Origin of the sequence: Bartonella schoenbuchensis R1, from assembly GCF_002022685.1 — a bacterium.
Classification (GTDB): Bacteria; Pseudomonadota; Alphaproteobacteria; order Rhizobiales; family Rhizobiaceae; genus Bartonella; species Bartonella schoenbuchensis.
The window spans coordinates 1,454,542-1,476,799 of sequence record NZ_CP019789.1 but is presented as its reverse complement, the minus strand read 5'-3'; the positions used below and the strand labels follow the sequence as shown (position 1 = coordinate 1,476,799).

Below are 22,258 nucleotides of genomic sequence, written 5' to 3'. Positions count from 1 at the left end.
ACTTTATGATTTTTAAAATGGCTCAAATATTTTGATCAAAATCTTTGCTTAAAAGCGTGTCGATACGGTTTTGGACTTGTTGCATTTGTGGGTAAAATGTTAAAGCTGTTTCGTAAGCTTTGATGGCAAGGTCTGGCCTTTCTGTTGCTTCCATGACGATTCCAAGCTCAAAAAATGCAATATAATTGCGAGGTTCAAGTTGAAGGGCGTGATGAAGGTCTAGCATTGCGAGTTTGAAGTCGCTTAATTGGATGTGTATCCATGCACGTCTGCTCCAGGCTTCAGCATAGGTGGGAGAAAGTGCAATTGCTGTGTCAAGATAATCTAAGGCAAGGCCATAATTTTCTGCGCTAATGCCTTGTTCAGCCCATGTCATCAAAAGATCAATGGTTTCGCTGCCAGATTGCGACCATAACCGTTGAATTTGCTGACTTATAGTTTTAGCTTCCTTTGCATTGGCACAGTATTTTAATTTTTTCAGTAAACGCACAATCTCTTTTTCTTTACGCTGTTTGGTTTGATGAGCGTGGCCGTGGTGTGGCGATTCTTGATCTTCTAAAAGAGTTGCGCCCGCATCTGGTTCATGAGGTGTTGTTGACGGTTGATCCGGGATGAGATCATCCAACGGTAGGAGCGATTGTGGGGAAGGTTCTTCAAATGGTGAAGATGGGGAAGATGCAGCAGAAACAAGTGGAGTAGGTGAAAATGAAGAATGCGAAAGTGAAGGCGGTGGCGGTGAAAACGCAGTGAGTAGAGATGGAGTGAGTAGAGATAGTGCGGGTAGAGGTGGAGTGGATAGAGATGATGAGAGAGAGGACGCACTGAGAGAAGATGGGGGTGAAGTTATAATTGGCAAGGAGGGTGAGGTTGTGGGTGAAGATGAGGCAGGAGTGGATGAGACAGGAGTGGATGAGGCGAATGCGAATGGAGGGATATATCCATTACCGTGAGAAAGCAAAAAAAGAGTGCTGACACAGACTGAAATAAATATCTGTTTTTTCAAAGTCTTGAAATACAGAGGGAAAAAATGTGTCATCAAAAAAGATATGTTATAAGAAAAAGCTTTGAGAGCCTTCAAAAAGCAAAGTGCCTGCAAAAAACAGCAGGCCACACCATTATTAACCTTGACGTGCTCTAAAGCGCGGATTGGTTTTATTAAGGATGTAAATACGACCTTTGCGGCGCACCAACCGATTGTGGCGGTGACGTGTTTTGAGTGCTTTGAGCGAATTTTTAATTTTCATAATAATCACCGTTTATAACGCATACTCATGATATGATACCCTTTTGGCATCATCATATAGTTTCTCTCATCACCGCTTTAAAAAAACACCGCGCTTCTCTCAAAGAGATAACACCATTCATCGCTAATGAATAAGAAGAAAGATAAATTTCTAGCAGGGTGTCTTAGTTTTGTCAACTAAGCATTTGCTGTAGAATTAAGGAAAAAGGGAAGGGTATTGAGTGTATTGTTGAGCAGGGGAGGCTGATGTGGGGTGTGAAGGCAAGGAGAGCTTGGGGACAAGTGAGGGGGGGAGGATATGGAGCGTGGGGGTGGAGAAGGTATGGGGTGTGTAGGTGGGTGTTGTGTGGGTGGAGAGGAGTGCTTGAGGGCGTTGGTGGGAGCAGGCTGGTGGGTGAGGTGCGTTGGTAGGGAAGTTTGTGCTGGGTGTTGATAGAGAGGTGCGTGCTGCAGATGTGGTGTGGGGGATAAGTTGTGGGTGCTCTGTTGGGTTAGTGTGCGTGGGAGGGATATTAGGGAAGAAGATGGGGGGAGAGATGCGGGTAAGAGGGAGGATATGGAGCGTGGGGGTGGAGAAGGTATGGGGCGTTGTGTAGGTGGGTGATGTGTAGGTGGAGAGGAGTGCTTGAGGGCGTTGGTGGGAGCATGCTGGTTGTATTGGTATAGGGGAAATGCTGGAGAAGATGTCGAGGGCTTTAGTTTGACGAAGGTGGATCTGGAGGGGAAATGGTGTGCAGATAAGGGGGTGTTGGAAGAAGAGGGCTTGAGAGCGAATTGAGGTGTGCTGAGGGGAGGATTGTTTGCTAGGTTGATAGAGTGGCGCGGGCTGCAGTGTGTGTGGGAGTTTGTGGTGGGAGCAGGCTGGTTGTATTGGTATAGGGGAAATGCTGGAGAAGATGTCGAGGGCTTTGGTTTGAGAAGGCGGGTTTGGAGGGGAATGGTGTGCGAGTGGTAAAGGGAGAGATTGAGAGTAGGTGGTGGTGGGGTGTGCTGGTGGGAAGGATTGTTTGCTAGGTTGATAGAGAGGTGCGGGCTGCGGTGTGGTGTGGGGGGAGTTTGTGGTGGGGGCTCTGTTGGGTTAGTGTAAGTGGGAAGGATATTAGGGAAAGAGGATGGGGGGGAGCGGGGGAGAGAGTGTGTGGGAGGGAGAGGATATGGAGCGTGGGGGTGAAGAAGGTATGGGGCGTTGTGTAGGTGGGTGATGTGTAGGTGGTGGAGAGGAGGGCTTGAGGGCGTTGGTGGGAGCAGGCTGGTTGTATTGGTATAGGGGAAATGCTGGAGAAGATGTCGAGGGCTTTGGTTTGAGAAGGTGGATCTGGAGGGGAATGGTGTGCGAGTGGTAAAGGGAGAGATTGAGAGCAGGTGATGGACGGGGTGTGCTGAGGGGAGGATTGTTTGCTGGGTTGATAAAGGGGTGCGGGCTGCGGTGTGGTGTGGGGCTAAGGAGTGGGAAGGATATAGGGGAAAAGGATGGAAAATGAGAGGGGAGTGCTTGGAAGGGGCTTTATGGGGGAGAAGGGTGGTAGATTATGGAAGATGAGGAGAGGGAGTGGCTGGCCCTGTTAATTGGATGACATGACCCATCTTGCGTTCTGGTTGTACAGAGTTTTTACCATATAGATGGACTGATGTGCGTTCTTGTGTGAGAAAATGTTTGAAGTCATCCAAATTATGGCCAAGAAGATTGGTCATTTCACAATTACTGTGGCGGTATGTGCTACCTAAAGGAAGGCCACAAATGGCACGGATATGCTGTTCAAACTGTGAGGTTATGCATGCTTTTTGCGTCCAATGACCAGAGTTGTGTACACGAGGGGCAAATTCATTCACAAGAAAACGGCCATCTGCTAAAACAAAAAATTCAATGCACAAGACACCAACATAATCAAGCGTGCGCATAACCATAGAGCTTACCTCTTGCGCGGCTTCTTGGATGGCATATGAAACTTTTGATGGAACAAATGTTTTATGAAGAATACCATTTTTGTGCTGATTTTCAGGGCAGTCATAGGCGGCAGAAGCTCCCTGGGGTGAGCGGGATGAGACGACTGAAATTTCCGATGAAAAGGGCACAATTTCTTCTAAAATCGAGGGTTGATAGTGAAGGGCGCTTAAAGCTGCATCAATGGCTTGTTCACTAGGGTGATGAAGGACAACCTGGTTTTTGCCATCATAGCCAAAGCGTCTTGTTTTCAAAATGCCATGTCCACCCAATGCAGACAGCCCTGAAACTAAAGAAGCACGATTATGGACTGCATACCATGAAGCTGTGAGAATGCCTTTTTCATTTAAAAAGGTTTTTTCAAGAACCCGGTCTTGCGCAATTTCCAAAGCTTTAGATGAGGGATAAAGGCGCTTTTCTTTCTCAATATAATGAGCTGTTTGGAGAGGAAGATTTTCAAATTCATATGTGACAACATCACACATTTCAATCAGACGGTCTAACGCTATCTCATCATCATAAGGAGCAACGATATGATGATTGGCTGTTTGCGCTGCTGGGCAATGTGCTTCAGGACAAAGAACAACTGTGCGATAGCCAAGTTCTGCTGCTGCCATCGCTAACATGCGAGCCAATTGCCCGCCACCAATCAGACCAATCATACTTCCTGGTTGTAAACTCTCAGGAGGATGGGGCATCTAAAACCTCATTCATAGGGTATTCAGCAATATTTTCTGTTTGTTGTTTTCGCCATTCTTCAAGGCGCTTAGCAAGGCTTTCATCATAAACAGCCATTACTGCTGCTGACAAAAGCGCTGCGTTAATGGCGCCTGCTTTGCCTATTGCCAATGTGCCAACTGGTATGCCTGCAGGCATTTGCACTATGGAAAGTAAAGAATCTTGACCCGATAAGATGCGTGATTGCACAGGAACGCCAAAAACAGGCAATGGGGTTAAGGCTGCAAGCATGCCGGGAAGATGTGCTGCCCCCCCAGCGCCTGCTATCAAAACTTTAAAGCCTGCTGCTTTTGCCCCTTTTGCAAAATGATAAAGCCGATCAGGGGTGCGGTGGGCGGAAATGATCTGTGAGACATGAGAAATGCCAAGCTGTGTTAAAATATCCGCGCTGTGGCGCATTGTTTGCCAATCTGATTGGCTGCCCATTACAATCGCGACGTCAAATGTGTGTTTGGCCATTCCACATCCTTTTTTGTTGCCAGACTTTATGTGTTGTCAAAGGGACCTGCTTTCTTGCTTGCTTGAAAGATCCACTTTCTTGCTTTTTAAAAGGTTGCTATTCTAAAAGTTTTCCATTTTTTTGCAAAGTTAATTTTTGCACGATCAAAGTAATTTTTTGCAGAGTCGAGTAATAAGCGTCAACTGTTTTTCTTTAATTGACTCATCTCAAATTGTACTTTGTGAGAGGCAAATAGAGATAATGGGGTAAGGTTATTGGGTGATGGCAGTATGCACGGTGTGTGATGGGAGTGTGGGGGTGTTTTTGGGGTGAGTTTAAGGAGATGCGTTGGTGTAGAGAAATGCTGGGGGATATGCCGGGGACTTTTGTTAGAGGGTATGAGTTGTGGGCGCTGTGTGGGGAAGGTTGGATACATTTGTGGAGGGGGAGAGTGCTGAGGGCAAGGTTGTGGAGAGGTCTGGGATATGAGGAGGTAGAGTGATGTGTGAGAGGGGGTGCTGAGTGATGAGAGGCTGGGTTTGTTGTGTTGTGGAAGAGTGTTGGAGAAAGAGGTGGGAGAGAGTTGGGTGATGAAGAGGGAAAGGGTGTGCTTTGTGGGAAAGGTTGGGTGTGTTAGTTGAAGGGGGATGCTGGGGATGAAGATGCCGAGAGCTTGGTTTGAGAGGATGGATCTGGAGGGGTGATAGGGATGTTTGGGAGAGAAATGTTGGGTGCTGTGTGGGGTAGTGCGAGTGGGAAAGTGCTGGGGGCAAGGTTATGGAGAGTGCTTATGGGATATGAGGAGGCAGAGTGATGTGTGAGGGGGGTGCTGAGTGATGAGGAGAGAAAGGGCGTGCTTTGTGGGAAAGGTTGGGTGTGTTAGTTGGAGGGGGATGCTGGGGAGAAGATGCCGAGAGCTTGGTTTTAGAGGATGGATCTGGAGGGGTGATAGGGATGTTTGGGAGAGAGGTGCTGGGCGTTGAGTGTATGCTGGGAGGCTTTGGTTGGAGGGGGTGGGTTTGCAAGGGTGGATCTGAAGGCAGAGTGATGTGCGATAGGGGGATGTTGGAAAGAGGCGGGAGAGAGCGATGAAAATAGGATTTTTAAGATCAAAACTCTTAAATTAAAACAGGCAAGAAAACCCTAAATCAACACTGTTTTGATCATGATTGTTAATAAATGCAAAGGAAAATGTTAAATCCCTGTTCACAAAACCGTAAAAATACGATATGAGTATCGTCCAATAATTTGCGATGTATAAGCAATCAATAAATTTACATTAAATTTGCGTTATAAAATCAGTAAAATAAAAATAAAGTCAGTAAAATAAAATCCAATCAATTCATTATAAAGAAAGCCTTTTATTTATGTCCAAAGAAGAAGTTTTGGAGTTTTCTGGTATTGTAACCGAGCTCTTGCCTAATGCAATGTTTCGCGTGAAACTAGAAAATGATCATGAAATTATTGCTCATACCGCTGGAAGAATGCGTAAAAACCGTATTCGTGTGTTGGCTGGTGATAAAATTATGGTTGAAATGACCCCTTATGATTTGACAAAGGGACGTATTACGTATCGCTATAAATAAAGGGATGCAGGGGCTACTTTCTCAAAACTTTTCCAATTGCTTCAATAAAAGTTCATAGAGTTCTTCAAAAATGCAGAAACTTTAAAACGATTTGGTGCATGTGTTTAAAAAAATTCCAAGTTGTTTGTGGGGGAAAAGCGGGTCGTAAGCAAAGTGGGGTGTGGCATAAAGTTCACACAATAAAGTTTGATGGTTGCTAAAAAGGTCTGGTGGTTCTAAGAGATTCCTTTTGCAGGGGAAAGAGTGTCAAAGTAAAGTCAGGTGATGCGTTTTAACGCAATCTCAAAGGGGTTTTCGCTATGGAAATCGATTTGGTACTTGCTTCTGCTTCTCCACGTCGTTTAGAACTTTTGGCGCAAATTGGTGTTAATCCAAGCCGGGTTTATGCGGCTGTGATCGATGAAACGCCAAAACCAAAAGAGCATCCCGCTCATCTGGCTAAACGCTTGGCATGTGAAAAAGCGCTCAAAGCTTATGAAAGCATGTTATGTTCTGATCATGTTAGCGAACATGCTGTGTTATCGGAAAAATGTCTGATTTTGGCTGCCGATACTGTTGTTGCTGTTGGGCGTGTTATTCTTCCTAAACCTGGTGGAAAAGAGGAAGCTTATGAATATTTGAGCTTTCTGTCTGGGCGTTCTCACAATGTATATAGTGCTGTTTGTGTTGTGAACGAATGTGGGAGGAAAACTGTTCAATTGGTCAAAAGTTGTGTTCGTTTTCGATGTTTGACCCCTTCAATGATTGAGGCTTATCTAGCTTGCCAGGAATGGGAAGGAAAAGCTGGTGGTTATGCTATTCAAGGCAAAGCTGGGGCTTTTGTTACCAATATTTCTGGTTCTTATTCCAATGTGGTTGGTTTGCCATTGGCTCAAACAATGGATCTCTTAACATCTTATCATTACCCTGTTCTCTCCAAGTGGGCTTAAAATATACTTTAAAAATGAGGAGGCTAAGGTGCTGCTTAGATAGCATAAAGAAGGGTGGTAGTGTGGGGTAAGAAGGTATTGTGTGGTGGGGAGTGGTGCACGAAAGGGAGGTGATGTGTGGGAATAAAGGGAAAAGGGAGGTGTGTGCTCTGTGGAGTGGGTTAGTTGCATCAGTGTGGAGAAATGCTGGGGGGATGCCGGGGCTTTGGTTTGAGAGGTAGGTTTGAAGGCAGATTGATGTGCGGGTGGGAAAGTGCTGAGGGCAAGGTTGTAGGGAGGGTTTGTGGATGAGAAGGGGTTGGGGGTGGTGGAAAGTGTGAGAAGAAGAGGCGTTTAGGGTGAAGGGAGTGTTTGAGGGAGAAGCGTTGAGCGCTTGTATGGGGTAGTGGCAGTGAGGGTGGGAGAGTGCTGGGGGATACTGGGGGCTTTGATTTGAGAGGTAGGTTTGAAGGCAGATTGATGTGCGAGAGGGAGAGTGCTGGGGCGGGTTGTAGGAAGGGTTTGTGGATGAGAAGGGGAATGGTGTGCCGTGAATGCTGGGTGATGAGGGTTGGGTTCGTTGTATTGTGGAAGGGTGTTGGAGGAAGGGGCGAGAGAGAGTTGGGGATGAGGAAGGAAAGGGTGCGTTTTGTGTGAGGCAGTGGTAGTGCGGGTGGGAAAGTGCTGAGGGAAAGGTTGTAGGGAGGATCTGTGGATGAGAAGGGGGGTGGTTGTATCAGTGTGTGGGGAATACTGGGGAGAATCGGGGGCTTTGGTTTGAGATGGTTGATCTAGGGGGAGAGTGCTGGGGCGGGTTGTAGGAAGGGTTTGTGGATGAGAAGGGGATCTGCGAGGGGAGGGTTTGTGGATGAAGAGGAGTTGGGGGTGGTGGACAATGTGAGAAAAGGAGGCACTGTAGGGTGAAGAGAGTATTTGTGAAAGAAGTTTTGAGTGCTTGCGTGGGATAATAGGAGTGGGGGAGAGCTGGGGACAAAGTTGTGAAGAGGGGTGTGCTCTGTAGAGTGGGTGAGTTACACCAGTGTGGAGGAATGAATGCTGAGGGGATGCTGGGGGCTTTGATTTGAGAGGTAGATTTGAAGGCAGATTGATGTGCGAGAGGGAGAGTGCTGGGGCGGGTTGTAGGAAGGGTTTTTGGATGAGAAGGGGATCTGCGAGGGGAGGATCTGTGGATGAAGAGGGGTTGGGGGTGGTGGACAATGTGAGAAGAGGAGGCACTGTAGGGTGAAGGGAGTGTTGAGAGAGAAGCGTTGAGTCCTTGTGTGGGGTAGTGGCAGTGAGGGTGGGAGAGTGCTGGGGGGATGCCGGGGGCTTTGGTTTGAGAGGTAGGTTTGAAAGGGGAATGATGCGGGGGGGTGCTTGGGGTGGTGGAAAGTGTGAGTGAGAGAGAGCTGGGGGCAAAGTTGTAAGGAGGGTTTGTGGATGAAGGGGGTGGGAGCTAGAGAAGTGTGGTGTACGTGCTGGTGGCTTTGGAAGAGGAAGCGGGAGAATGATGTGTGGGGTAGGTTTAAGCAGGGAGAAGAGAGATGTGGAGTGTGAGGGTGGTATGAGTGTGTGCTTGTGGGTTTTGATTGGAGAGGATGAATTTGAGGAGGTGAAAAGAAGGAGGATGATGTATAAGGAGAAGCGAAATTTATAAAAAGGAGAAGTGATGCAGGAACAATCAACACCACGGCGCCCATTGCGCCCTTGTCCAGAATGCGGGAAAATGTCACAGCAGGATTCTTATCCTTTCTGTTCTTCACGATGCCGGGCAATTGATTTAAATCGGTGGCTTTCAGGTGCTTATATTTTACCGCCACCGCCGCACAATACAGATGAAGAAGAATAGATGAAAAAGAATAAAAGATTGGCAAAAATTACACGGTTAATTGTTAATGAAGAAGTTGTTAATGGAGGAGTATATACATCACTATAGCGACTGTAGCGGAATTAAGTGAAAGTGATGGAGTTAAATGAAATGTTGAATGAAATAGAGTGGCGTGAAAGTGGAATAAAGTGGAATAGAATGAGAATAGAGTGGAATAGAGTAAAAATTGAATAAAATAAAAATGGAGTAGATTAAAAGAAGTATGCTGGAATAAAAGAAGCGTGTGGGAATAAAAAATATAAAAAGAAAGAACACTTAAGAAAAAGTGCGCTTCTTATGCGTGTTATCATGTTTTTCAATAATGCTATTTCTTATTCTCTTTTTGTTATACTTGTTATTTGCCCGCCTTTTGCCATGATTGGCACATTTCCCTCTTGCCATGATTATTGTGAGAACCCATATTTTAAGGTGTGATAATTTGGTTACAGTGTGTTCATTTGTTACAGTGGGTGATTGCTTAGTGTCATTGTATGTATGAACAATTGGAGTGTGGACTGAAAGAGAGTTCTTTAAGTGGTGTTTTTAGGGATAGGCATGTGAGAGTGCAAGAGAGGGAAAAACAATGAACGTGGACAAATATAGCGAACAGCTGCAGATGTTTCTACAAACAGCACAAGGTAGTGCTCTTGCTTGTGATCATCAGCAATTTATGCCTGAGCATTTGTTGAAAGCACTGTTGGAGGATAGTCAAGGTTTGGCTATTTCTTTGATCCAAAAAGCTGGGGGTAATTTGGCCGCGCTTAAAGATGCGCTTGAAGATGCGCTTAATGCTTTGCCTAAAGTGCAGGGTGGAAATGGCCAGCTCTATATGTCGCAGCCTTTGGCGAAAGTCTTAAAAATGGCTGAGGATTTGGCGCAAAAAGCCGGGGATCAGTTTGTGACTGTGGAGCGTGTATTGCAAGCGCTTGTTATGGAGAAAGCGGCTAAAACTGCCGATATTTTATCCAACGCAGGGGTGACACCACAGGCTCTTAACCAAGCGATTAATGCGATGCGAAAAGGAAAAACGGCGACAAGTGCGCATGCTGAAAGCCAGTATGATGCCTTGGAAAAATATGCGCGCGATTTGACAAAAGATGCACGCGAAGGGAAACTTGACCCTGTTATTGGTCGGGAAGAAGAAATTCGCCGGGCTATTCAGGTTTTATCACGCCGGACTAAAAATAACCCTGTTTTGATTGGGGAGCCTGGTGTTGGAAAAACTGCAATTGTTGAAGGTTTGGCACTGCGTATTGTTAATGGGGATGTCCTGAAACGTTGCGTGATAAACATCTTTATGCGCTTGATATGGGGGCACTGATTGCGGGGGCAAAATATCGCGGTGAATTTGAAGAACGTTTAAAAGCCGTTTTAGCAGATGTGCAAGCTGAAAATGGGCAGATTATTTTGTTTATTGATGAATTGCATAATCTTGTTGGTGCTGGGAAATCTGACGGACCTATGGATGCTTCTAATTTGCTTAAGCCTGCTTTAGCCCGGGGGGAGCTCCACTGTATTGGGGCGACTACGCTTGAGGAGTATCGCAAATATGTGGAAAAGGATGCGGCTTTAGCACGCCGTTTTCAGCCTGTTTTTGTGCCTGAGCCCACACTTGATGATACGATTTCTATTTTACGTGGGATTAAAGAAAAATACGAACAACACCACAAAGTGCGCTTGGCTGATAGTGCTTTGATTGCTGCTGCACGCCTTTCAAACCGGTATATTACGGATCGTTTCCTGCCTGATAAGGCGATTGACCTTATTGATGAGGCTGCGGCGCGGTTGCGTATGCAGGTTGATTCCAAGCCAGAAGAGCTTGATCATATTGATCGGCGAATTTTGCAGTTAAAGATTGAGCGAGAAGCTTTGAAAACGGAAGTTGACCTTACGGCAAAAGAGCGTTTGCAAACGGTGCAAGCTGAGCTTGATACATTAGAAAAACAGTCTTTTGAAATGACGCGGGCTTGGCAGGCTGAAAAGCAAAAATTGGGGCATGCTGCTGATTTGAAAAAAAGGCTTGAAGAGGCGCGAAATGCTTTGGCTATTGCACAGCGCAATGGGCAATTTCAACAAGCTGGGGAATTGGCCTATAGTGTGATTCCTGATCTTGAAAAGCAACTAAGTGCTGCTGAAAATGATGAGCAACGCAACAATTTGATTGAAGAAATTGTGATGGCTGAACATGTGGCACAGATTGTTTCACGCTGGACGGGGGTTCCTGTTGATCGGATGCTTGAGGCAGAACGTGAGCGATTGTTACGTATGGAAGATGAGATCGGCCAACGTGTTGTGGGGCAAAAAGATGCTGTTCAGGCTGTGGCCCGTGCTGTGCGCCGTGCCCGTGCTGGATTGCAAGATCCCAACCGGCCTATTGGGTCTTTCATGTTCTTAGGGCCAACGGGTGTTGGAAAAACCGAATTAACAAAAGCACTTGCGGCTTTTTTATTCCAAGACTCTAATGCAATGCTGCGCATTGATATGTCTGAATATATGGAAAAACATGCCGGTGCACGGCTGATTGGTGCGCCCCCTGGATATGTTGGATATGAAGAAGGCGGTGTATTGACAGAAGCTGTAAGACGCAGACCTTATCAGGTTATTCTTTTTGATGAAATTGAAAAAGCGCATCCTGATATTTTTAATCTCTTATTGCAAGTGCTTGATGAAGGGCGTTTAACCGATAGCCAAGGGCGCACAGTTGATTTTCGTAATACTTTGCTCATTATGACTTCTAACCTTGGGGCTGATATTTTAACGGCTCTACCTGAAGGACAAACAACTGATGCGGCTAGAGATGATGTTATGCGTATTGTTAAAGCAGCGTTTCGGCCTGAGTTTTTAAACCGAGTTGATGAGATTATTCTCTTTGAGCGATTGCAACGTAAAGATATGGAAGCGATCGTTGATATTCAGATCAAACATTTGCAAAATTTGCTTGGTGAGCGCAAAATTACAGTCCAGATCGAGCAAGAAGCAAAAGAATTTTTAGCAAATAAGGGTTATGACCCGCTTTATGGGGCACGGCCTTTAAAGCGCATTATTCAAAAGGAAATTCAAGATCCTTTGGCTGAAGATATTTTGCTTGGGGTTATTGGTGATGAAACAACAGTTGCTATTACAAAAACTGGTGATCGTTTGGCTTTTTCCCCTATTACGGGTTAGCCCACAAGTGTTTAGAATCAAAAGAGAAAAAGTTAATAAGAGTTGACAAGGTGAACGTAAACTGATATTATTATAGCATAATCATAATTGTATCTCTCATCCATAAGTGTTTGAAAATAGGTTTTCGTGGGGATGTATCTGCTGTGTTATCTGCCGCGCAGGGGTGTTGTGTGGTGTGATTGTGGTGCCCTATTATAGGCGAGATTTCATAAGACATGATGATTTATGACAAATGTCTGTCGGTTGAACAAGTGAACACGGTGAATCAGTAAACAAATGTCGGTGAAATGTTGATAATGTAAGAGTTATCGCGAGTGTGGAAACTACCGGCGATATAGGGGTGTTGACGATGGAGGGGAGGAGGTAAGTTTTGTGCCTTTCTTGTGAGAAGGGGCTGAGGGGTGAATTGTGAGGGAGAAGTTGCTTGCAATTGCTTGTTACTTGGGTGAGAGTTTTTAAAGTGAGAGCTTTTTTAAATAAGTTAAGAGCTTTTTGAAGGTGTTTGGGGCGTAGGCGGGCCAGAGAGGTTTTAGTGGCTTATGTCTGGGGTTTGTGCCTTGTGTTTTGTGCGTGGTGTGTTTAGAGCTTTTCTCGCTTATTTCAGATTTATCGTGTTTTTATAATTTGCGTGTCATTTTTTGATTAGGTTTTGCGCTTTTCTTGTTATTTGAGTGGGGTTTTGCTCACGGTTTTATGTGTGATTGAGCTTACGGTTTTCTCAAGCTTTTCTATGATGTGTTGATAGTTTTGCGCCCTGATGGGAGTGCTTTTTGCTTGTTATTTAAGTGGGGTTTTGCTCACGGTTTTATGTGTGATTGAGCTTACGGTTTTCTCAAGCTTTCTTGTGATGGGTTGATAGTTTTGCGCCCTGATGGGAGTGTTGTTTGCTTGTCATTTAAGTGGGGTTTTGCTCACGGTTTTATGTGTGATTGAGATTACAGTTTTCTCAAGCTTTCTTGTGATGGGTTGATAGTTTTGCGCCCTGATGGGAGTGTTGTTTGCTTGTTATTTGAGTGGGGTTTTGCTCACGGTTTTATGTGTGATTGAGATTACAGTTTTCTCAAGCTTTCTTGTGATGGGTTGATGGTTTTGCGCCCTGATGGGGTGTTGTTTGCTTGTCATTTAAGTGTATCTTGTGTGGATTTATGGGGGAGATTATTGTCGTGGTGGGATTGATGAGGAGGAGTGACTGAGGTGGTTTTACAGGTCTTTGGACGTAAGATGCTTTGAGAGGGGAGATTTTTTTACTTTTTCATGCGCGGTTATTTCTTTGTGGGGAAATCGTATTGTTATTAGTGGCGCGTGTGGTTGATACGATGTGTTTGGCAGCATGAAAGAGAGGGGCTTTTTTGTGATTGGGTGGTGCCCATTCTTTATTGTGGGAAGTTCTTATTGTTAGAGGTTATGGAGTTCTTCTTGTTTGGAGACATTAGAACGTTTACTGATTTTTGATTGGTGTTTAGTTTCGAGCTTTTTTACATAAAACAGGTGAATGAGTGGCTTTGTGTTAAGGTTTATGAGGGGCTGCGATAAATTTATTTATAGCCGATAAAGGAATGTTAATGTGACGAAAGAACAGTCTGTTCCTGTGCGTGGAAGAGGGCGGCCTAAAGGCTCATTGAATAAAAACACAAAATTACTCAAAGATGCTCTTTTGGCGGCTGCTACGCAAGCAGGAGATCACTATGGCCGTGATGGCTTGGTGTCTTATCTTGAATATCATGCGATTAATAATCCAGTGTCTTTTTTCTCGCTTTTAGCAAAGGTTTTGCCTTTGCAAGTAAGTGGGGAAGGAGGTAGTGATGTTAAGACAGTGTCGCGTGTTGAAATTGTGCCGGTGACTCCTAAAGCTGCAGTAACGGATGATCGTAAGACATCTGTTTTTGATGTATGACATTCTAAAAATTTTGCTCTGTTGGTTGTGGGTATTTTTGTTGGCTGTGGGTTTGTGTTCAATTTCTCGTGCATTTTAGCACTGAGTTCTGTTTTTTTATGTGGACTCTTGTTGATAGTTGGGCAGTGATTTTTCGGTGCAGCCAGTTTGGCTGGTTGGGATGGTGAGAAACTTTAGTGAAGAAGGCTATGTGTGGCGGGGGGAGTTTTGTGTAGTTGTTGAGGGATTGTGTGTGGTGTTGGAGGAAGCGTGCGTGCAGTGGAGAGGGGCTGTATGGCATAGTGAGGAAGGCCATGTGGTGAGGGGGCTGTGTGATAGCTAGAGAGCTTGTGTGGCAAAAAGGCTCTGGTGTGGCTGATGAAGGTTTGTGCGGTGGAAAGGTTTGTGTGGTGAGGAGAGACCCCCCGTGTGGTGAGGACGCTCACCATGATGGGGGAAGTGTTGCTGTAAGTTGGTGAGGGGTTGTGTGTGGTGTTGGAGGAAGCATGCGTGCAGTGGAGAGGACTGCATGCAGTAGAAAGGGGCTGTATGGCATAGTGAGGAAGGCCACGTGATGAGGGGGCTCTGGTGTGGCTGATGCAGGTCTGTGCGGTGGAAAGGTTTGTGTGGTGAGGAGAGATCCCCGTGTGGTGAGGACGCTCACCATGATGGGGGAAGTGTTGCTGTAAGTTGGTGAGGGGATGGATGGTATTGTGCTTAATCTACTGTGGGGTTGGCTTATTCTCATAATGTTACAATGATATCTCGTAATGACGACTGTTCAAATTGCTCTTATTCCGAAATTGATTCCTGTTTTTTCTGGTCAGGCTGATGTGCGTGCTGCTTGGGGAGGACGTGGATCTGGTAAAACACGCTCTTTTGCCCTGATGTCGGCTGTGGTTGGGTATCGGCATGGAAAGGCAGGGGAGAGAGGTATTATTTTATGTGCAAGACAGTTCCAAAATTCGCTGAATGAAAGTTCGCTAGAGGAAATTAAACGCGCTATTGAATCTTACAGTTTCTTGAGAGACTATTATGAGATTGGTGATAAATACGTTAGATCAAAAGATGGACGTATTATTTATGCATTTGCTGGTTTGGATCGCAATATTGCAAGCATTAAATCAATGGGGCGCATTCTGCTTTGTTGGGTTGATGAGGCTGAGCCTGTTACTGAGACTGCTTGGCAAACATTGATTCCAACTTTGCGGGAAGAAGGGGAAAATTGGCATTGTGAATTATGGGTTACGTGGAACCCTTTACGCGAGAATGCCCCTGTTGAAAAGCGATTTCGTGCTGTGAAGGACCCCCATATCAAGGGAGTTGAAATCAATTGGAGGGATAATCCTCAATTTCCTGATAGGCTCAATCGTGCTAGGGAAGCTGATTTTACACAAAGGCCTGAGCAGTACAATCATATTTGGGAAGGAGAATATTTACAGGCTGTGCAAGGGGCATATTATCAAAAATTATTGCTTGAGGCTGAGCAGGAAGGACGCATTACTCATGTGCCGCGTGACCCGCTCATTCAGATTAAGATCTTTTGGGATATTGGTGGAACGGGAGCAAAGGCTGATGCGACGGCTTTGTGGGTTGCGCAATTTATTGGGCGCGAGATCCGTGTTCTCGATTATTATGAAGCACAAGGGCAACCTTTATCTGAACATATTGGATGGATGTGCCAAAGGGGATATGACAAGGCTTTAATGGTTTTGCCCCATGATGGGGCGACAAAAGATCGTGTTTGTAATGTTAGTTTTGAAAGTGCTCTCCAACACGCTGGTTTTCAGACCAAAATTATTCCAAACCAAGGAGTGGGTGCTGTCAAAATGCGTATTGAAGCTGTGAGGCGTTTATTTCCAGCTATATGGTTTAATCGTGATACGACAACAGCAGGACGAAAAGCACTTGCGTGGTACCATGAAAAGCGCGACGAACAGCGTAATATTGGTTTGGGAGCTGAACATGATTGGGCAAGCCATGGGGCTGATAGTTTTGGGTTGATGTGTGTTGCTTATGAACAGCCCAATATCCAGCCGCGAAAAAATGTTTATCGTTCTTCTCAGAGTTCTTCAACTTCGTGGATGGCTTTTTGAGCGCATAGATGCTTTGAAATACCATGGTGGTTTGTGAGGTTTCATGGGGGTTTGAAGCGTATGAGGGGTGAAAGCTTGTGAGAGGGATGAGAATGGCCGCGAGGGGAGTAAGCGTGAAGGTGAGGATTTGAGCTCGTGGGGGAGAAACCCGTGTGGAAGAGTAGGCGGGATTTGAGCTTGTGGGAAATTGAGGCCGGGAGAAGGGTTGAGGTTGTGAGGGGAATTGAGGCTGTGAGAGGAATTGGGGATATGAGGGGGTTTGTGGATGTATTGGGTGGCTTGAGGGGTTTCATGGGGGGGTGAAGCGTATGAGAGGGGTGAAAGCTTGTGAGAGGGATGAGAATGGCCGCGAGGGGAGTAAGCGTGAAGGTGAGATTTGAGGTTGTGAGGGGGAAACTCGTGTGAAGAGTAGGTGGGATTTGAGCTCGTGGGAAATTGAGGCCGGGAGAAGGGTTGAGGTTGGGAGAAGAGTTTGAGACTGTGAGGGGAATTGAGGCTGGGAGAAGGATTTGAGCATATGAGAGGAATTAAGGATATGAAGGTTCGTGGGTGTATTGGGTGGCTTTTTAAGCTTGTAGCTGTTTTGAAGCACATGGGCGTTTTGAGCGATATTAGGGGAGTGAAGACCACGAAGGGGAAAAATCGTGAAGACGAGGATTGAGTTTGTGAGGGGATAAGGTTTGTGCGAGGTTTTGCACATTGTAAGTGAATTTACCATCGTGGATGGGTTTTTAACATTATGGGTGATTTTTTAATGGACCAACAGACATCTTTCATCGATCCGATCGAGACGCTTCAACATCAGGCACTGTTTAAAAAGCTTGTTGCCTGGTATCAGGAAGATATTGCCCATGTCGAACAGTGGCGAAAAAACGCTCAGGAAGATTATGACTTTTATAATGGGCGCCAATGGAATGAGCAAGATCTTGCTATATTGCGAGAACACAATAGACCTGTGATGACTTTTAACCGCATTGCTCCTTTGGTGAATGCTGTAATTGGGGCTGAGCGCAACAATAAACGGCAAGTTCAATTCATTCCTCGGCAACCAGGAGCAGCTCTGGCCAATCAGATCTTAACGGGAGCGGCTGAATGGTTTCGTGATGAGGCTGATGGGGAATATGAAGATTCTGACGCTTTTCAAGATGCCATTATTTGTGGAATGGGTTGGACTGATACGCGGCTTGATTATGAAGATGACCCTAATGGAAAGCCTGTAATTGCGCGCTTGGATCCTATGAAAATGGTATGGGATGCAAGTGCTGTTAAGCCTAATCTTATTGATGCGCAGCGTTTATGGTATATTGATGAGAAGCCTTTAGAGATTGCGCAAGAAATGTTTCCCGATGTTCATTGGAGTGATCTGCATGCCGATTGGGCACACCACCTTGTTTCAACACGCTCAGGTAGAAGTGGTGCACAAAGTTATGGAGATACAATCGACGATGAATTTAGCTATCATGAGCGCACAATGGTGACACTGGCTGAATGCCGGTGGTTTGAACGTGAGGTTTATTATAAAGTTCTCAACTTAGAAACTGGGCAATATATTGATTATTCTGAGGAAGATTTTCAATTTTTGCGTAAAAATAATCCGCATATTCAAGCAACAAGATTGACAAGAAAAGTTGTTAAACGTGCTTTTTTGGGCAAAAGATTACTTGAAGCACCTGATAAGCCATTGGTGCCATCTAATCAATTGGGGTGGGAGTGCATTACGGGCTATTTTGATAAATTCAGTCGACATTTTTACGGGGTTGTGAAACCTGCAAAAGATCCACAACGGTGGGCTAATAAGTATTTTAGTCAAGTGATGCATTTGCTCAATAGCCAATCCAAAGGTGGGGTGATGGCTGAACGAGATGCTTTTGATGATGATCGCCAGGCTATGGAAAGCTGGGCAAGGGCTGATAGTATTACATGGCTTAAGAGTGGTGCTTTGGCTGGTGGAAGAATACAGCCAAAACCTGCTGGGCAATTCCCCAACGGCTTTTTCCAGCTTTTTAATGAAGCAAAGGGGGCTATTTCTCAAGTTACAGGATTGTCTGCTGAATTTGTTGGAACACGTGCGGTAAACCAACCGGGCGTTCTTGAAGAACAACGCCGCCAATCATCGCTTAATTTGTTGGCATCCTTCTTTGATGGTTTGCGACGCTATCGACAGCGACAGGGAAAAATTATTCTTTATCTTATTCAAAATTATCTCTCTGATGGGCGATTGGTGCGCATTGCTGGGGAAGAAAATGCTCAGTATGTTCCGCTGACACGCGAAGATATTACAAGTTTGGAATATGATATTGTGGTGGATGATGCTCCAACAAGCCCTAATGAAAAAGAGCGTACCTTTGCTGTGATTACGCAGTTGCTTCCTTTGATGCAAAATTTTGCAACACCAGATATTATGCTCGATTTGTTACGCTATTCACCTTTGCCGGCATCGCTCATTCACAAAATTGCTACAAAAGCTGGGCAGCAGCAGGGGCAATTGCAAAGTGACCAACAAGTTGGGACACAAGATGGGAGTGCACAAGAGACAAAGCAAGCGATCCAAGCTCTTTTGCGTATGGCGCAAAATGCCCAACAAACTTCCTAATGGGTAAGAAATGTGTCTTCATTGCTCCTTATGGGTGATGGGGTGGGGTTTTGTTGAGGAGAAAGGTGTTGCCTTTAAAGGGGGAAGGGCACACTGGGTAAGGAAGCGTTGTGTCTGAGGAACGAGGAGGCGTTTGTGGCTGAGGAACGAGGAGGCGTTTGTGGCTGGAAGATGAGGAGTTGTTGTTTTAAAGGGAGGAAGGCTTATTGCCTGGGAGAGGCTGTTTAGTAGGGGTATGCGTGTGAGGCAAGAGCTGGTACCGTGGATGAGGATACTGGATGAGGGGGGCGTTTGTGTCTGAGGAATGAGGGGGCATTGTGGCTGGAAGATGAGAAGGTGTTGTTTTGAGGCGATGAAGAGGCGTTGAAGTTGGTGAGGGGGAGCATTGTGGCTGGAAGATGAGCAGGACAAACGCATGCGGGTTTTTTTTGAAAGACAAGTGGAGAGAGTGAAGCGATAGGGAAAGGCAGAGGCACACCTTATTGTTTTAAGAAGAAGGGCATTGTTTTTAGAAGCATTGCCTGAGAAGCCGGCATTACAAGCATTATTTGAGAAGCAAGCATTATTGAAGAAAGAAGGTTAGCACAATGGATGAAGAAATATTAACGCCAGAAGAGCAAAGCCAACTCATACAAGATCCTCTTCAAGAAAATGGAGAGGGTGGAGCGATAGAGGAAAACGAGAGCATATCTTTTGATGACAATTCTCAAAAGGGCGAAGTTTCTCAAGAAGCACTAAGACTTCAGGGGGGTGAGGTTCAGCCAGACCCCAATGCAGATTTTATGGGTTATGTGCAGTGGCTGGGGAAAAAAACTCAGGCACAGCAGGATCAAACACAACAGGAATTGGTGCAAGCGCAAGACGACAAAAACACCTCTGCCCCCTCAGAGGCAGAGCAGCTGCGTTCCTTTTTTAGTCAGTCTGTTGCGACTATTAAGCACAAGCATCATGATTTTGATCAAGCTGCTGATTTTGTTTATGATATGCGTGCAAAACAGCTGGCTTCTTGCGCTTCTCTCTACCCTGAAAGAGCCGATCCCAAAGTTATTGATACATTGATTGGTAATGAGTTGAAGCAGATTTTGCGTGATTGTGCGCAAAACAAACAAAACCCTGCGCAAGTGATCTACTCTATTGCGCACAATATGGGATATACAAACAAGCAAGGCAACACTGTTAACACTGTTGCCCCTATGCAAAATGTTGTTGAGCATGTGCAGGAAAGGCAAAATTCTGCACGTACACTTTCTGCTTATAATGGTTTGAATCCAAAGGGCTCTATGTCTTTGGAAATGCTCGACAAAATGTCTGAGGCAGAGTTTAGTACTTGGATTGATGATCCTAACAATAAAGCTGCTTTTAATCGTTTAATGGGCGATGTGGATCTTTAAAAAGAGAGGTAGAAATCTGCCAAAAAACACAACGCATCATTAAGTGACCGCTGTTCTGGTTATCAGGTATCTGATTATCAGATAGGGGGAACACTCGGCAACCGGCTTTTGGCCGGATTTTTAATCAAGACTATATATAAGAGGAAATAATGGCTGTAACTAGTATCGACGTCAATAATGCATTGACTGTAAAAGCATGGTCCAAATTACTTAATGGGGAAATTTCAAAGGCGACTTCTATCGCTCCATTAATTGGGAGAGATTCCAATAGCATCATACAGTTGAAAGATGAGACCACTAAAGCAAGTGGTGATTCCATTACCTTTGGTTTACGTATGCATTTGTGTGGTGAAGGTGTGAGTGAAGGGGAGGAACTTGAAGGTAAAGAAGAGGCCTTGAAATTTACAAACGATCGCTTGGTTATTAATGAACTTTCTCATGCTGTGCGTGTTAGAAATGAAGGAACAATCGATCAGCAACGTATTTTATATAATTTACGTGCAGAAGCTAAAAATGCTTTGGTTGATTGGTATGCTGACCGTTTAAGCATGATGTTCTTCATTCAGGTGTGTGGATATTCGGCAGAAAAGATAGACTTTGAAGGACAAGAGTTTGAGCTAAAACCTGTCCATTATGGGTTTAACAAGCCAACTGCTCCAACCAATAAACGCATCATCCGCCCTAATGGGAAAGAGAAAGATGAGGATCTGAAAAAAGAGGATGTGTTTACTCTACAGTTAATTGATCAAGCGGTGGAACGTGCTAAGCTTGCAATGCCAAAAATTAGACCAGTGCGTGTTGATGGGGAAAGTGTTTATGTGATGTATCTTCACCCAACACAAGTGACACAATTGCGTACCAATACAGAGCCTGGTCAGTGGCTTGATATTACCAAAGCGATTTATAGTGGAAGCCGCATGAAGAACCCTATCTATAATGGGTCTCTTGGTATGTATAATGGCGTTATTTTGCGTGAAGCTGCACATGTGACAGCAGGTGTGGAGACAGTTTTAAATAATAATTATGTTAAGAATACACGCCGTGCTGTTTTACTTGGGGCGCAAAGTGCTGTTATTGCCTTTGGTAAAGACCGTGGGGCGACACGCTATAAATTGGTGGAAGAGCTCTTTGACTATGAACGTGAGTTTGGTGTGGCTGCCAAAACGATTATTGGGATGAAAAAACCTGTCTTTCAGTTGCCAGGAAGCTCCCAAGGAAAGCAAGATTTTGGAACGATCGTTATTTCAACTTATTCAGAACCTGTTTGAGGTTATTTAGAACCTGCTTGAGACCTTTAAGATTAGCCTTGTGCTTAATTGATGAGGCTTGGGGTGCGCCTATTAAAGTGGCCTTGTGAGGGCTGTTTTACACCTATTTGAAAGGTGAAGGCGCACCTATTTTTAAGAGGCTTTTTTAAGGTGAGGGTGCGCTTTTATGCACCTATTTGGGTACCTTAAGGCGTTTTTGACATTGTTCTTTCCCAACAGAGCATTTTGTTGGGGGAGAAGATAACACGTATAAAGAGATTGTTTATGCCAATGACTATTCCAGCTGTCGATACTCATCCTTTTGATTTCAAATCAGGTTGTGCAACAACTTTTTCTCGCATGGTTGAGCTTATTCAAGATGAGATTGATGATACAACGGGTGAATATTATGTTCAAATTTATGATTCCATTTGTGCTGCTTTGCGCATATGTGAACGGGAACCTTTTTTCTTTAATGAGCACAAAGAGGTGACTTTCAAAACACGAAGTGGGCAAACGTGGTATGGGCAAGAAGACGATGTTTTGATTAAGACGGTGGAGGGCTTAATTAAAACAGTAGGGGCTCTTGAAGGTGTGTTTTTAGAACATGGTGGTGCAACACGAACACAACTTATCTATAAAACTGCTAAGACGTTGCAAAAAGATTATGGGGCCAACCCACCGCAGGGGATGCCTGTTTTTTATACTTATTGTCAGCGCAAAATAGGCCTTTTTCCGACGCCTGAAACTGTTGGAACAGTTCGTCTTTCCTATAGTGCTTTGCGTTTTGTTGAAGGGGGCATGGAGGGGGAAGATCATCCTTGGTTTGTTCATGCTTTTGATTTTATTAAAGCGCGGGCAAAATACGAACTTTATAAAAATATCCTTAAAGATCCTGAATGTGCTGCTGTTTCTTTGGGCGATTTTCAAGAACAGCTTCAGATTTTGCGTTATGAAACATCGCGCAAAAAGGGTTGCTCACAAATTATGCCAACAGGGTTTTAGATGCTTAAGGTTAGGTACTTGGGTTTGGGTGCTTGGGTTTGGGTGCTTGGGTTTGGGTGCTTGGGTTTGGGTGCTTGGGTTTGAGTGCTTGGGTTTGAGTGCTTGGGTTTGAGTGCTTGGCGAAAGTTTTGATGGCTGTGGGTTTTAAGTGATTGTGGGGTTTAG

Annotated in this window: 20 protein-coding genes and 2 pseudogenes; 18 read left to right on the top strand and 4 right to left on the bottom strand. The window is 45.0% G+C overall.

The genetic code is table 11. The features are described 5' to 3' along the window. Positions 1-22: 22 nt before the first annotated feature. Positions 23-676: pseudogene (locus BscR1v2_RS08375) on the bottom strand (tetratricopeptide repeat protein); the annotation flags it as partial. Here BscR1v2_RS08375 and BscR1v2_RS08370 point away from each other — a divergent pair. Continuing rightward, positions 612-950, top strand: a complete 339-nt coding sequence (locus tag BscR1v2_RS08370) for a hypothetical protein (RefSeq protein WP_236829028.1) — start codon at positions 612-614, stop codon at positions 948-950. The pseudogene BscR1v2_RS08375 and the gene BscR1v2_RS08370 overlap by 65 nt on opposite strands. Before the next feature lie 168 nt (positions 951-1,118). Here the strand turns inward: BscR1v2_RS08370 and ykgO are convergent, their stop codons facing one another. Then, a complete protein-coding gene (gene ykgO, locus BscR1v2_RS06600; protein WP_034990194.1) occupies positions 1,119-1,244 on the bottom strand; it encodes a type B 50S ribosomal protein L36 in 126 nt (41 codons plus the stop codon). A 297-nt stretch (positions 1,245-1,541) separates the two neighbouring features. Between ykgO and BscR1v2_RS08430 the strand changes: the two genes are divergently transcribed. Next, positions 1,542-1,676, top strand: a complete 135-nt coding sequence (locus BscR1v2_RS08430) for a hypothetical protein (protein ID WP_257787975.1) — start codon at positions 1,542-1,544, stop codon at positions 1,674-1,676. 219 nt (positions 1,677-1,895) lie between these two features. Beyond that, positions 1,896-2,021, top strand: coding sequence for a hypothetical protein (locus tag BscR1v2_RS08425; RefSeq protein WP_257787974.1), 126 nt, complete (start codon positions 1,896-1,898; stop codon positions 2,019-2,021). A gap of 749 nt (positions 2,022-2,770) precedes the next feature. Here the strand turns inward: BscR1v2_RS08425 and BscR1v2_RS06595 are convergent. After that, on the bottom strand, positions 2,771-3,883 hold the full coding sequence (locus tag BscR1v2_RS06595) for a 5-(carboxyamino)imidazole ribonucleotide synthase (protein ID WP_078690156.1): 1,113 nt from the start codon (positions 3,881-3,883) through the stop codon (positions 2,771-2,773). Next, on the bottom strand, positions 3,867-4,382 hold the full coding sequence (purE, locus tag BscR1v2_RS06590) for a 5-(carboxyamino)imidazole ribonucleotide mutase (RefSeq protein WP_078690155.1): 516 nt from the start codon (positions 4,380-4,382) through the stop codon (positions 3,867-3,869). The genes BscR1v2_RS06595 and purE overlap by 17 nt, the downstream gene beginning before the upstream one ends. A gap of 850 nt (positions 4,383-5,232) precedes the next feature. On the opposite strand from purE, the gene BscR1v2_RS06580 reads away from it, so the two are divergent. The 15 genes and pseudogenes from BscR1v2_RS06580 to BscR1v2_RS06525 all read left to right on the top strand — a co-directional run bounded on the left by BscR1v2_RS06580 (position 5,233) and on the right by BscR1v2_RS06525 (position 22,093). Further along, a complete protein-coding gene (locus tag BscR1v2_RS06580) occupies positions 5,233-5,454 on the top strand; it encodes a hypothetical protein (protein WP_153302009.1) in 222 nt (73 codons plus the stop codon). Positions 5,455-5,729: 275 nt separating this feature from the next. Then, on the top strand, positions 5,730-5,948 hold the full coding sequence (gene infA / locus BscR1v2_RS06575) for a translation initiation factor IF-1 (RefSeq protein ID WP_004857577.1): 219 nt from the start codon (positions 5,730-5,732) through the stop codon (positions 5,946-5,948). A gap of 299 nt (positions 5,949-6,247) precedes the next feature. Then, complete coding sequence (locus BscR1v2_RS06570; protein WP_078690152.1) at positions 6,248-6,877, top strand: Maf family protein; 630 nt, start codon at positions 6,248-6,250, stop codon at positions 6,875-6,877. 1,060 nt (positions 6,878-7,937) lie between these two features. Continuing rightward, a complete protein-coding gene (locus BscR1v2_RS08050; protein WP_153302008.1) occupies positions 7,938-8,102 on the top strand; it encodes a hypothetical protein in 165 nt (54 codons plus the stop codon). A gap of 423 nt (positions 8,103-8,525) precedes the next feature. Then, positions 8,526-8,705, top strand: coding sequence for a DNA gyrase inhibitor YacG (gene yacG, locus BscR1v2_RS06560; RefSeq protein WP_010704294.1), 180 nt, complete (start codon positions 8,526-8,528; stop codon positions 8,703-8,705). A 601-nt stretch (positions 8,706-9,306) separates the two neighbouring features. Further along, positions 9,307-11,888, top strand: a pseudogene (clpB, locus tag BscR1v2_RS06555) (ATP-dependent chaperone ClpB). A gap of 1,564 nt (positions 11,889-13,452) precedes the next feature. Then, complete coding sequence (locus BscR1v2_RS06550; RefSeq protein WP_078690150.1) at positions 13,453-13,782, top strand: hypothetical protein; 330 nt, start codon at positions 13,453-13,455, stop codon at positions 13,780-13,782. Positions 13,783-13,918: 136 nt separating this feature from the next. Continuing rightward, positions 13,919-14,104: a hypothetical protein gene (locus BscR1v2_RS08045; RefSeq protein WP_153302007.1), complete on the top strand. Its 186-nt coding sequence runs from the start codon at positions 13,919-13,921 to the stop codon at positions 14,102-14,104. Then, complete coding sequence (locus BscR1v2_RS08040; RefSeq protein ID WP_153302006.1) at positions 14,094-14,240, top strand: hypothetical protein; 147 nt, start codon at positions 14,094-14,096, stop codon at positions 14,238-14,240. Before BscR1v2_RS08045 ends, BscR1v2_RS08040 begins: the two co-directional genes overlap by 11 nt. Positions 14,241-14,531: 291 nt before the next feature. Next, positions 14,532-15,857: a PBSX family phage terminase large subunit gene (locus tag BscR1v2_RS06545; RefSeq protein ID WP_078690149.1), complete on the top strand. Its 1,326-nt coding sequence runs from the start codon at positions 14,532-14,534 to the stop codon at positions 15,855-15,857. Positions 15,858-16,374: 517 nt separating this feature from the next. Further along, positions 16,375-16,518, top strand: coding sequence for a hypothetical protein (locus BscR1v2_RS08035; protein ID WP_153302005.1), 144 nt, complete (start codon positions 16,375-16,377; stop codon positions 16,516-16,518). Between the two features lie 78 nt (positions 16,519-16,596). After that, the gene (locus tag BscR1v2_RS06540) at positions 16,597-18,450 is read left to right on the top strand and encodes a portal protein (protein WP_418214931.1); all 1,854 of its coding nucleotides are present in this window, start codon (positions 16,597-16,599) and stop codon (positions 18,448-18,450) included. A 587-nt stretch (positions 18,451-19,037) separates the two neighbouring features. After that, positions 19,038-19,841 (top strand): hypothetical protein, encoded by an 804-nt coding sequence (locus BscR1v2_RS06535; protein ID WP_078690148.1) that lies wholly within the window; start codon positions 19,038-19,040, stop codon positions 19,839-19,841. 149 nt (positions 19,842-19,990) lie between these two features. Next, positions 19,991-21,109: a N4-gp56 family major capsid protein gene (locus BscR1v2_RS06530; protein ID WP_078690147.1), complete on the top strand. Its 1,119-nt coding sequence runs from the start codon at positions 19,991-19,993 to the stop codon at positions 21,107-21,109. 270 nt (positions 21,110-21,379) lie between these two features. Next, complete coding sequence (locus BscR1v2_RS06525) at positions 21,380-22,093, top strand: phage adaptor protein (RefSeq protein WP_078690336.1); 714 nt, start codon at positions 21,380-21,382, stop codon at positions 22,091-22,093. Positions 22,094-22,258 lie beyond the last annotated feature (165 nt).

Excerpts from the sequence above, each read along its gene's own strand:
- BscR1v2_RS06540 (WP_418214931.1), top strand. The coding sequence starts at position 16,597 with ATGGGTGATTTTTTAATGGACCAACAGACATCTTTCATCGATCCGATC.
- yacG (WP_010704294.1), top strand. The coding sequence starts at position 8,526 with ATGCAGGAACAATCAACACCACGGCGCCCATTGCGCCCTTGTCCAGAA.
- purE (WP_078690155.1), bottom strand. The coding sequence starts at position 4,382 with ATGGCCAAACACACATTTGACGTCGCGATTGTAATGGGCAGCCAATCA.
- BscR1v2_RS08370 (WP_236829028.1), top strand. The coding sequence starts at position 612 with ATGAGATCATCCAACGGTAGGAGCGATTGTGGGGAAGGTTCTTCAAAT.
- BscR1v2_RS06595 (WP_078690156.1), bottom strand. The coding sequence starts at position 3,883 with ATGCCCCATCCTCCTGAGAGTTTACAACCAGGAAGTATGATTGGTCTG.
- BscR1v2_RS06530 (WP_078690147.1), top strand. The coding sequence starts at position 19,991 with ATGGCTGTAACTAGTATCGACGTCAATAATGCATTGACTGTAAAAGCA.
- infA (WP_004857577.1), top strand. The coding sequence starts at position 5,730 with ATGTCCAAAGAAGAAGTTTTGGAGTTTTCTGGTATTGTAACCGAGCTC.
- BscR1v2_RS08430 (WP_257787975.1), top strand. The coding sequence starts at position 1,542 with ATGGAGCGTGGGGGTGGAGAAGGTATGGGGTGTGTAGGTGGGTGTTGT.
- BscR1v2_RS08035 (WP_153302005.1), top strand. The coding sequence starts at position 16,375 with ATGAGAGGAATTAAGGATATGAAGGTTCGTGGGTGTATTGGGTGGCTT.
- ykgO (WP_034990194.1), bottom strand. The coding sequence starts at position 1,244 with ATGAAAATTAAAAATTCGCTCAAAGCACTCAAAACACGTCACCGCCAC.
- BscR1v2_RS06525 (WP_078690336.1), top strand. The coding sequence starts at position 21,380 with ATGACTATTCCAGCTGTCGATACTCATCCTTTTGATTTCAAATCAGGT.
- BscR1v2_RS06570 (WP_078690152.1), top strand. The coding sequence starts at position 6,248 with ATGGAAATCGATTTGGTACTTGCTTCTGCTTCTCCACGTCGTTTAGAA.
- BscR1v2_RS06545 (WP_078690149.1), top strand. The coding sequence starts at position 14,532 with ATGACGACTGTTCAAATTGCTCTTATTCCGAAATTGATTCCTGTTTTT.
- BscR1v2_RS06535 (WP_078690148.1), top strand. The coding sequence starts at position 19,038 with ATGGATGAAGAAATATTAACGCCAGAAGAGCAAAGCCAACTCATACAA.